The sequence below is a fragment of the Bradyrhizobium sp. MI1.3 genome (assembly GCF_055811695.1).
Genome location: NZ_JBVVPQ010000007.1, coordinates 147,005 through 156,885, shown reverse-complemented (window position 1 = coordinate 156,885; position 9,881 = coordinate 147,005). Strand labels below are relative to the sequence as shown.

Genomic DNA, 9,881 nt, shown 5'->3' with positions numbered 1-9,881 from the left:
CTGGGCCCTGGGGGCTGCGCCGCACCCCCCGCTCCGCCTTGGGGGGGGGGCGCGGGGGCGCCCCGGGACCCCCTAGGGGCGAAGCGTGGTGGAGCCAGGCGGGATCGAACCGCCGACCTCTTGCATGCCATGCAAGCGCTCTCCCAGCTGAGCTATGGCCCCTTAACCGTCCGACGCGCCTTGGGCGACGCGTCGGGAAAGACCCAGAACCACAGTTCTGGAATTATCTCAAGTCTCTTCGTCACCGCCGACATCACCAATGATGTCGGTGACGTCCTCATCGCCCTCTTCGTCGTCGGCGATAAAGGTCGAATCATCGTCGTCATCGTCCTCGATGGTCTCATCGACTTCGATGTCGTCCTCGGATTCGGGCACGACGGCCTTGACCTTGCCGGTGTTCTCCTCGGCATCGGCCTCCTCGAGCGAGACCTCCTCGACCTCCGCCGGCTCCGGCGTGGCGTCGGCGGCAGCGGCTGCGTGGCGGGCTTCGGCGCCGCGGGGCGCGCGCGCCGGCGCGATGGGCGCGATCGGCACGACTTCTCCGGTATAGGGCGAGATCACCGGATTCTTGTTGAGGTCATAGAACTTTTTGCCCGTCGTCGGGCAAATACGTTTAGTTCCGAGTTCGGACTTGGCCACGGCAGAGGAATCCTGGAAATGTCTGAAAAGCGGTGCTTCACTTGGCTAGTTGGCGGCCCGCTGTCAATAGCGCATTACGGGAGAACGACATGCCCGTGACGGCGGGGAGACCGTGTGGTACCTGCCCCGCGAGTCCCGCAGGGACGTTTCGGGCCTATCCAAGGACACAAACTTGACCGATTCCGACAAGCCGACGCCGCTCCAGTCGCGCGCCAGCGGTCCCCTGACCGGGAAAGTACGGGTGCCCGGAGACAAGTCGATCTCCCACCGTGCCCTCATCCTCGGCGCGCTCGCGGTCGGAGAGACACGGATTTCGGGCCTCCTGGAGGGCGAGGACGTCCTTAACACCGCCAAATCCATGCAGGCGCTTGGCGCCAGGGTCGAGCGCACCGGAGATTTCGCCTGGAAAGTCGACGGCGTGGGTGTCGCAGGCTTCGCGGAGCCCAAAGCGCCGCTGGATTTCGGCAACTCCGGCACCGGCTGCCGGCTCGTCATGGGCGCCGTCGCCGGCTGCCCGATCTCTGCGATTTTCGACGGCGATGCCTCGCTGCGCACCCGGCCCATGCGCCGGATTCTGGACCCGCTGGAAAAGATGGGCGCGAAGGTCGTCGCCGGCGGCGAGGGCGGCCGTCTGCCGTTGACGGTCCAGGGTGCGCGCGATCCGCTGCCGATCACCTACAAGACCCCGGTCGCCTCGGCGCAGATCAAATCCGCCGTGCTGCTCGCGGGCCTGGCCGCGCCCGGCATCACCACGGTCATCGAGACCGAGGCCAGCCGCGACCACACCGAGCTGATGCTCAAGCATTTCGGCGCCGAGATCACCTCGGTGCGGGAAGGTCAGCACGGCCGCCGTATCACGCTCGTGGGGCAGCCGGAGTTACATGGCGCCAATGTCGTCGTGCCCGCCGATCCCTCATCGGCGGCGTTCCCCATCGTTGCCGCGCTGATCGTCGAAGGTTCCGAAATCGTTCTGTCCGACGTCATGACCAATCCGCTGCGCACCGGTCTTTTCACCACGCTGCGCGAAATGGGTGCCTCGATTGAGGAAAGTGAAGTTCGCAGCGACGCCGGCGAGCCGATGGCGAAGCTGCGCGTACGCGCCTCGAAATTGCGCGGTGTCGAGGTGCCGCCGGAGCGCGCACCGTCGATGATCGACGAATATCTGGTGCTGGCGGTGGCGGCCGCCTTTGCCGAGGGCACGACCATCATGCGCGGCCTCCAGGAGCTGCGCGTCAAGGAATCCGACCGTCTTGAAGCCACCGCCGCGATGCTCCGCGTCAACGGCGTCAAGGTCGAGGTCTCCGGCGACGATTTGATCGTCGAAGGCCGCGGCCATGTTCCCGGCGGCGGCGTCGTGGCCACCCACATGGACCATCGCATCGCGATGTCCGCGCTGGTGATGGGCTGCGCGTCCGACCAGCCGGTGACCGTCGACGACACCGCCTTCATCGCCACCAGTTTTCCGGATTTCATTCCGATGATGCGTTCGCTTGGGGCCGATTTTTCATGATCATCGCCATCGACGGGCCCGCGGCGTCGGGCAAGGGCACGCTCGGCAAGCGCCTCGCCCACCATTACGGCTACCGTCATCTTGATACCGGCGTGATCTATCGCGCGGTGGCCTATTCCCTGATGCAGTCCGGTCATGATCTCCGGGACGAGGCGGCGGCGGTCGCTGCGGCGCTGGAACTCGATCCCGAGAAGTTCGGCAATCCCGCCCTGAAGACCCAGAAGGCCGGCGAGGGCGCCTCCATCGTCTCGGCGATCCCAAGGGTGCGCGAAGCCCTGATCAGTTTTCAGCGGCAATTCGCCGCCGATCCGCCGGGCGCCGTGCTCGATGGGCGGGATATTGGAACCGTGATCTGCCCCCATGCCGACGTGAAGATCTTCGTCGTCGCCGACCCCAAAGTCCGCGCCCGCCGCCGGACCATGGAGGCCAAGGCGAGGGGTGAGGAGGCCGATGAGGCCGCCGTACTCGCCGACATCATCCAGCGCGACGAACGCGACAAGAACCGGGCGATCGCGCCCCTGAAGCCGGCCGCGGATGCTTACTTGCTAGATAACTCCCAACTGGATATAGAAGGCGGCGTCCGGGCCGCCATCGACATTATCGAGGCCGTCCGAGCGGGCCGGTCGCGGGGTTAAGCCGCTGCCGTCATTGGAGGAAGCGCCCGCTCCCGCTCTTTGAGGTCGATACTCTCGGTCCCTGCTTGGGGCCGACGCGATCCAGGCTCCGGACAAAAGATTTCCACGTATCGCACGCGCGGGCCTCAGCCGGCCCGCTTCCGCTGTTCCGTCCTCCAGGTCGGAGCAGCGAGCGGTCGCTCGAAGGTTCTGCGGACCTTCCGACACTGCGCGTACGATGCGCCCAAGAACCCAACGGCCGGCACGACATCCGCAACTGGAGAACAAATGGCTTCGACTTCTGCTGATACCTATAGCCCGTCGCGCGACGATTTCGCCGCGATGCTCGACGAGTCCTTCGCAGGCGGCAACCTGCAGGAAAGCTCAGTCATCAAGGGCAAGGTTGTTGCAATCGAAAAGGACATGGCCGTCATCGACGTCGGCCTGAAGACCGAGGGCCGCGTTGCCCTGCGCGAATTTTCCGGCCCCGGCCGTGACAGCGAGCTCAAGGTCGGCGACGAGGTGGAAGTGTTCCTCGATCGGATCGAGAACGCCCTCGGCGAAGCCGTGCTGTCGCGCGACAAGGCGCGCCGCGAAGAGAGCTGGGGCAAGCTCGAGAAGGCCTTCCAGAACAACGAGAAGGTCAACGGCGTCATCTTCAACCAGGTCAAGGGCGGCTTCACCGTCGACCTCGACGGTGCCGTGGCCTTCCTGCCGCGTTCGCAGGTCGACATCCGTCCGATCCGCGACGTTGCGCCGCTGATGAACAACTCGCAGCCGTTCCAGATCCTCAAGATGGACCGTCGCCGCGGCAACATCGTCGTGTCCCGCCGCACGGTTCTCGAAGAGACCCGCGCCGAGCAGCGTCAGGAGCTGGTGCAGAACCTCGAAGAGGGTCAGGTCATCGACGGCGTGGTCAAGAACATCACCGATTACGGTGCGTTCGTTGATCTCGGCGGCATCGACGGTCTGCTGCACGTCACCGATATCGCGTGGCGCCGCGTCAACCATCCGACCGAGGTGCTCTCGATCGGCCAGACCGTGAAGGTCAAGATCATCAAGATCAACCACGAGACGCACCGCATCTCGCTGGGCATGAAGCAGCTGTTGGACGATCCGTGGCAGGGCATCGAAGCCAAGTACCCGCTGGGTGCCCGCTTCACCGGTCGCGTCACCAACATCACCGACTACGGCGCGTTCGTCGAGCTCGAGCCGGGCATCGAAGGCCTGATCCACGTCTCCGAGATGTCGTGGACCAAGAAGAACATGCACCCCGGCAAGATCGTTTCGACCTCGCAGGAAGTCGAAGTGCAGGTGCTCGAAGTCGATTCCGTCAAGCGCCGCATCTCGCTCGGCCTCAAGCAGACCATGCGCAACCCGTGGGAGGTCTTCGTCGAAGGTCACCCGACCGGTTCGACGGTCGAGGGCGAGGTCAAGAACAAGACCGAGTTCGGTCTGTTCCTGGGCCTCGAAGGCGACGTCGACGGCATGGTCCATCTCTCCGACCTCGACTGGAAGCAGCCGGGCGAGCAGGTGATCGACAACTACAAGAAGGGCGACATGGTGAAGGCCGTGGTGCTCGATGTGGACGTCGAGAAGGAGCGCATCTCCCTTGGCATCAAGCAGCTCGAAGGCGACCCCTTCGCCGAGCCGGGCGACGTCAAGAAGGGCGCTGTCGTGACCTGCGAAGTGATCGACGTGAAGGAGAGCGGTATCGAGGTGAAGATCACCGGTACCGACTTCACCACGTTCGTGAAGCGCTCGGAGCTCGCCCGTGACCGCAACGATCAGCGCGCCGAACGCTTTGCCGTCGGCGAGAAGGTCGATGCCCGGGTGATCCAGTTCGACAAGAAGGCCCGCAAGGTCCAGGTGTCGATCAAGGCGCTCGAAGTCGCCGAAGAGAAGGAAGCCATCGCGCAGTACGGCTCCTCCGATTCGGGGGCGACGCTCGGCGACATTCTCGGCACCGCGCTCAAGAACCGCGACACCAAGTAAGCGAAACGCAGGTTTCGCTGCACCAAAGCCCCGGCGCGAGCCGGGGCTTTTTTGTTGTTGAGGTCGTAGCCCGGATGGAGCGAAGCGCAATCCGGGAAAGCCTCTCCGTGAGGCGAGAACCCCGGATTACGTTTGCGCTCCATCCGGGCTACGCCGCTACCGGCCTTGTTTTCTTCTAATTGCGCCGCAATTGATGTATCCAGATAAGCCAATGGTGACGCTGCGACGGCACAACGCGCCTGGCCTTTCATTTGGAGATATCTCGATGTCGCTCGATTCGGACATCATCGTCGATCGCCGCAGGATCCGCCGCAAGCTGACGTTCTGGCGCGTCTTGGCCGCGCTGATCGCGATCGCGGCGATCGCTGGCTTCGCACTGGTCGCGACGCCGGGTGCGCGCGGCACGTTCGCGTCCGCCGGCTCGATCGCGCGGGTCCAGATCGACGGCCTGATCCGCAGCGATTCCGATCGCACGCAGGCGCTCGAGCGGCTGGAGAATTCGCAGGCTGCCGCCGTCATCGTCCACATCAACTCGCCGGGCGGCACCACCGCCGGCTCCGAGCAGCTCTACGATTCCCTTGTGAGTCTGAAGGCGAAGAAACCGCTCGTAGTCGTCGTCGAAGGCCTCGCGGCTTCCGGCGGCTACATCACCGCGATCGCCAGCGATCACATCATCGCCCAGCAGAGCTCGCTGGTCGGCTCGATCGGCGTGCTGTTCCAGTTTCCGAACGTCTCGGAGCTGTTGAAGACCGTCGGCGTCAAGGTCGAGGAGGTAAAGTCCACGCCGCTGAAGGCCGCGCCCAACGGTTTCGAGCCAACCAGCCCCGAGGCACGGGCCGCGCTCGATGCGCTGGTGAAGGATTCCTATGCCTGGTTCAAGGGATTGGTGAAGGATCGGCGTGGCATGGATGACACGCAGCTCGAGAAAGTGGTTGATGGCCGTGTCTTCACCGGACGCCAGGCCATCGATCTCAAGCTGATCGACCAGATCGGCGACGAGAAGACCGCCGTGACCTGGCTGGTCGAGCAGAAGGGCGTCAAGAAGGGGCTCTCCGTGCGCGATTACAAGCTGCAGCCGCGCTTCAGCGATCTGCCGTTCCTCAAGACGGCGGCCGCAGTGACGCTGGAAGCACTGGGTTTAGGCTCGATTGCGCATCAAATCGGACAAACCGGCGTCGCACAGGCGGTCGATCGGCTCGGAATGGATGGAATGCTCGCCTTGTGGCAGCCGGCGGCGTCGAACTGACGGAACCGGGCGAGCCCCGGAGGTTTTTCCCGTTCGGCGCGTGCAGGGCCAGCCTGCTTTTTTGGCATTTGTCACGTATTTTCACGACGCTCAACCTTCATTTAGCGTCTTGACAGATCACGGTATTTTCACGGAAATGGTCGTCCGCACGCTCCCGGGTCCTATCTCTCGATGATCAAATCCGAACTTGTTCAGCGTATCGCCGAGCACAACCCGCATCTGTACCAGCGGGATGTCGAGAACATTGTGAATGCGATTCTCGAAGAGATCGTAGCGGCTCTCGCGCGCGGTGACCGCGTCGAGTTGCGCGGCTTCGGTGCCTTCTCGGTCAAGCATCGCCCTGCGCGCGCAGGGCGCAATCCGCGCACCGGCGCCCATGTGCCTGTCGATCAGAAGAGCGTTCCGTTCTTCAAGACCGGCAAGGAAATGCGCGAACGGTTGAATCGCGACCATCCGGATCCAGGCGCGCCAGACTGAGGTCCACCTCAGGGTTTCCGGCGGTCGCCACCGATGCGGCCGCAACTTTGATTCAAGGCGAGCGAGCCGAGATGCGAAAATTCCTGACCGCGCTGGTCGTGATTCCGCTGGGCCTGATCCTGATGATCTTTGCCGTCGCCAACCGGCATTTCGTCACGGTCTCGTTCGATCCCTTCGTGTCCAACGACCCGTCATTCTCGGTCACGCTGCCGCTGTTCCTGCTCCTGATCGTGGTGGCCGCGCTCGGGGTTCTCGCGGGCGGTTGTGCCGTCTGGTTCGGCCAGCGGCACTGGCGGCGTGCGGCGCGCCGGCATGACGCGGATGCCCGGGCCGCGCGAGGCGAGCTGGCCGATCTGCGGGCCCAGGCGGCCGCAGCAAGGCCCGAGTCCCAGCGCCTCCCCGTTCCCTCCGGGGTGGGGCTTTACGGGCCCGTCGGGCGAGACAAGCAGCGCGCGACGTTGTAGAAGCGGCCGCGACCGAAAAGCCCGTTTTCCGGCCGCGGACCTGCGGCCTCCATTTGCTTTGAGCCCATATCCGTCGAGAACATGTCCCTGCTCGTCAAAATCTGCGGCCTGTCCACGCCCGAGACGCTCGAAACGGCGCTCGAGGCGGGTGCCGACATGGTGGGCTTTGTGTTCTTCCCGCCGTCCCCGCGGCATTTGTCGCTGGAAGCCGGCCGGGGGCTCGGCCGGCAGGTGAAGCGGCGCGCGCTCAAGGTCGCCCTCACCGTCGATGCCGACGACGCCACGCTCGACAACATCATGGACGCGCTGTCGCCGGACATTTTCCAGCTTCATGGCACGGAAAGCGTGGCCCGGCTGCGCGACATCAAGCAGCGGTTCGGTCGCCCGGTGATGAAGGTCGTGCCGGTCGCAACGTCAGCCGATCTCGCCGTGCTGCCCGGCTACGCAGAGGTGGCCGAACGCATCCTGTTCGACGCGCGCGCACCGAAGGACGCGACCCGGCCCGGCGGCCTCGGTGCACCGTTCGATTGGCATTTGCTCGGAAACCTGGAGCTTGCGTTGCCGTATATGGTCTCGGGCGGCCTCAGCGCCGACAACGTCGCCGAAGCCGTTCGCGTCACCCGCGCCGGTGGTGTGGACGTCTCCTCCGGTGTCGAGAGCGCCCCGGGCGTGAAGGATCCCGGGATGATCAAGGCCTTCATTCGCGCCGCGCGCGCAAGCCAAGATGCAAGTCAAGAGTTGAGCGTCCGATGAATGTTGTAAAACCCAATTCCTATCGCAGCGGCCCCGACGAGCGCGGCCATTTCGGCATTTTCGGCGGACGCTTCGTCGCCGAAACCCTGATGCCGCTGATCCTCGATCTGGAGAAAGCCTACACCGATGCCAAGGCCGATCCGGCCTTCCAGATCGAGATGAACGGCTATCTCAAGAATTACGTCGGCCGGCCCTCGCCGCTTTATTTCGCCGAGCGTCTGACCGAACATCTCGGCGGCGCCAAAATCTATCTCAAGCGCGAAGAGCTCAACCACACCGGCTCGCACAAGGTGAACAACGTGCTCGGCCAGATCATGCTGGCGCGGCGGATGGGCAAGAAGCGCATCATCGCCGAGACCGGCGCCGGCCAGCACGGTGTCGCCACCGCGACGCTGTGCGCGCGCTTCGGCCTGGAATGTATCGTCTATATGGGCGCCGTCGACGTCGAGCGGCAGCAGCCCAACGTCATCCGCATGGAGATGCTGGGCGCAACGGTGGTCCCGGTGCAGTCGGGCACGCGCACGCTGAAGGACGCCATGAACGAGGCGCTGCGCGATTGGGTCACCAACGTGCACAACACGTTCTACTGCATCGGCACGGTCGCAGGGCCCCATCCCTATCCGACGCTGGTGCGCGACTTCCAGTCGATCATCGGCAATGAGACCAAGGCGCAGATGCAGGAGATCGAAGGCCGCCTGCCGGATTCGCTGGTCGCCTGCATCGGCGGCGGCTCCAACGCGATGGGCCTGTTTCATCCGTTCCTTGACGATTCCTCGGTCGAGATCTTCGGCGTCGAAGCTGCGGGCCACGGGCTGACGCAACTGCATGCGGCATCGATCGCGGGCGGCCGTCCCGGCGTGCTGCACGGCAACCGCACCTATCTCCTGATGGACGCGGACGGCCAGATCCAGGACGCGCATTCGATCTCCGCCGGCCTCGACTATCCCGGCATCGGCCCCGAGCACTCCTGGCTGCACGAGATCGGCCGCGTGAACTATCTCTCCGCGACCGACGACGAGGCGCTCGCAGCGTTCCAGCTGCTGTCAAAGCTGGAAGGCATCATCCCCGCGCTCGAACCGGCACATGCCATCGCCAAGGTGATGGAGCTCGCGCCGAAGCGGACAAAAGATCACCTGATGGTCGTCAACCTCTCCGGCCGCGGCGACAAGGACGTCCCGCAGGTCGGCGACATCCTGAGGGGCAAGAGCAAGTGACCACGCGTATCGACACCCGTTTCGCAGAGCTGAAGAAAGCCGGCCGCTCGGCCTTCGTCACCTTCGTGATGGCCGGCGATCCCGATCCGGCGACCTCGCTCGAGATCATCAAGGCGCTGCCGAAAGCGGGCGCCGACGTGATCGAACTCGGCATGCCCTTCACCGATCCGATGGCCGACGGTCCCTCGATCCAGGCGGCAGGTCTGCGCGCGCTCAAGGCCGGCATGACGCTGAAGAAGACGCTCGATCTCGTGCGCGGCTTCCGCAAGGACGACAACACGACGCCGATCGTGCTGATGGGCTACTACAACCCGATCTACATCTACGGCGTCGACAAATTCCTGGTCGATGCGAAAGCCGCCGGCATCGACGGCCTCATCATCGTCGATTTGCCGCCGGAAGAGGACGACGAGCTCTGCCTGCCCGCGATGAAGGCCGGCCTTAATTTCATCCGCCTGGCGACGCCGACCACCGACGACAAGCGCCTGCCGGCCGTGCTCGCCAACACCTCGGGCTTTGTCTACTACGTCGCGATTACCGGCATCACCGGTGCGGCGGCTGCGGACGCCTCCGCCGTCGGCGAGGCCGTTATCCGCATCAAGCGGCACACCGAGCTGCCGGTCTGCGTCGGCTTCGGCATCCGCACGCCGGAGAATGCCCGCGCGATTGCCTCGCATGCCAATGGCGCCGTGGTCGGCACCGCGCTGGTCGATGCCCTCAAGAACAGCCTCGATGCGGACGGGCACGCCACCGGCAAAACCGTCAACGCCGTCGCTGAGCTGACGGCGGCACTCGCGCAGGGCGTCAAAGGCGCGCAACAGGCGGCGGAATAGGCCACAATTTCGCTGCCAAGTCCGGCGAGCAAGTCCGACGAGCAAGGCCGACGATATGGCGGCTTGCCGGGCCGGGTCCCGGCCGCCATATATCTCTTCAGGCGGTCCCCAGGCGGGATCGCACATCGGAGCAAAC

The 9,881-nt window shown here is 64.7% G+C and carries 10 protein-coding genes and 1 tRNA gene; 9 read left to right on the top strand and 2 right to left on the bottom strand.

The window, feature by feature from the left end; genetic code table 11:
- Window positions 1-86: 86 nt before the first annotated feature.
- Window positions 87-162, bottom strand: a tRNA-Ala gene (locus AC0L3A_RS07255).
- A 66-nt stretch (window positions 163-228) separates the two neighbouring features.
- The gene (locus AC0L3A_RS07250) at window positions 229-639 is read right to left on the bottom strand and encodes a TIGR02300 family protein (protein ID WP_007598417.1); all 411 of its coding nucleotides are present in this window, start codon (window positions 637-639) and stop codon (window positions 229-231) included.
- Window positions 640-811: 172 nt separating this feature from the next.
- Between AC0L3A_RS07250 and aroA the strand changes: the two genes are divergently transcribed.
- The 9 genes from aroA to trpA all read left to right on the top strand — a co-directional run bounded on the left by aroA (window position 812) and on the right by trpA (window position 9,745).
- Window positions 812-2,149 carry a 3-phosphoshikimate 1-carboxyvinyltransferase gene (gene aroA, locus AC0L3A_RS07245; protein ID WP_035993851.1) on the top strand — a complete coding sequence of 446 codons (1,338 nt, stop codon included), beginning with the start codon at window positions 812-814 and terminating at the stop codon, window positions 2,147-2,149.
- On the top strand, window positions 2,146-2,784 hold the full coding sequence (cmk, locus tag AC0L3A_RS07240; protein WP_007598415.1) for a (d)CMP kinase: 639 nt from the start codon (window positions 2,146-2,148) through the stop codon (window positions 2,782-2,784). Before aroA ends, cmk begins: the two co-directional genes overlap by 4 nt.
- Before the next feature lie 267 nt (window positions 2,785-3,051).
- Entirely contained in the window at window positions 3,052-4,758 is a 1,707-nt protein-coding gene (gene rpsA / locus AC0L3A_RS07235) for a 30S ribosomal protein S1 (protein WP_007598413.1), read from the top strand.
- 265 nt (window positions 4,759-5,023) lie between these two features.
- Window positions 5,024-6,004 (top strand): signal peptide peptidase SppA, encoded by a 981-nt coding sequence (gene sppA, locus AC0L3A_RS07230; RefSeq protein ID WP_007598412.1) that lies wholly within the window; start codon window positions 5,024-5,026, stop codon window positions 6,002-6,004.
- Window positions 6,005-6,175: 171 nt separating this feature from the next.
- A complete protein-coding gene (locus tag AC0L3A_RS07225; RefSeq protein WP_007598410.1) occupies window positions 6,176-6,481 on the top strand; it encodes an integration host factor subunit beta in 306 nt (101 codons plus the stop codon).
- Between the two features lie 71 nt (window positions 6,482-6,552).
- Window positions 6,553-6,945, top strand: coding sequence for a lipopolysaccharide assembly protein LapA domain-containing protein (locus tag AC0L3A_RS07220; protein ID WP_007598407.1), 393 nt, complete (start codon window positions 6,553-6,555; stop codon window positions 6,943-6,945).
- Window positions 6,946-7,026: 81 nt separating this feature from the next.
- The gene (locus tag AC0L3A_RS07215; protein ID WP_007598405.1) at window positions 7,027-7,698 is read left to right on the top strand and encodes a phosphoribosylanthranilate isomerase; all 672 of its coding nucleotides are present in this window, start codon (window positions 7,027-7,029) and stop codon (window positions 7,696-7,698) included.
- Window positions 7,695-8,912, top strand: a complete 1,218-nt coding sequence (gene trpB, locus AC0L3A_RS07210) for a tryptophan synthase subunit beta (protein WP_007598404.1) — start codon at window positions 7,695-7,697, stop codon at window positions 8,910-8,912. The genes AC0L3A_RS07215 and trpB overlap by 4 nt, the downstream gene beginning before the upstream one ends.
- Complete coding sequence (trpA, locus tag AC0L3A_RS07205; protein ID WP_007598403.1) at window positions 8,909-9,745, top strand: tryptophan synthase subunit alpha; 837 nt, start codon at window positions 8,909-8,911, stop codon at window positions 9,743-9,745. Before trpB ends, trpA begins: the two co-directional genes overlap by 4 nt.
- Window positions 9,746-9,881 lie beyond the last annotated feature (136 nt).

Bases quoted from the DNA above. Each gene is read 5' to 3' on its own strand.
- cmk (WP_007598415.1), top strand. From the start codon at position 2,146: ATGATCATCGCCATCGACGGGCCCGCGGCGTCGGGCAAGGGCACGCTC.
- rpsA (WP_007598413.1), top strand. From the start codon at position 3,052: ATGGCTTCGACTTCTGCTGATACCTATAGCCCGTCGCGCGACGATTTC.
- sppA (WP_007598412.1), top strand. From the start codon at position 5,024: ATGTCGCTCGATTCGGACATCATCGTCGATCGCCGCAGGATCCGCCGC.
- AC0L3A_RS07225 (WP_007598410.1), top strand. From the start codon at position 6,176: ATGATCAAATCCGAACTTGTTCAGCGTATCGCCGAGCACAACCCGCAT.
- AC0L3A_RS07220 (WP_007598407.1), top strand. From the start codon at position 6,553: ATGCGAAAATTCCTGACCGCGCTGGTCGTGATTCCGCTGGGCCTGATC.
- AC0L3A_RS07215 (WP_007598405.1), top strand. From the start codon at position 7,027: ATGTCCCTGCTCGTCAAAATCTGCGGCCTGTCCACGCCCGAGACGCTC.
- trpB (WP_007598404.1), top strand. From the start codon at position 7,695: ATGAATGTTGTAAAACCCAATTCCTATCGCAGCGGCCCCGACGAGCGC.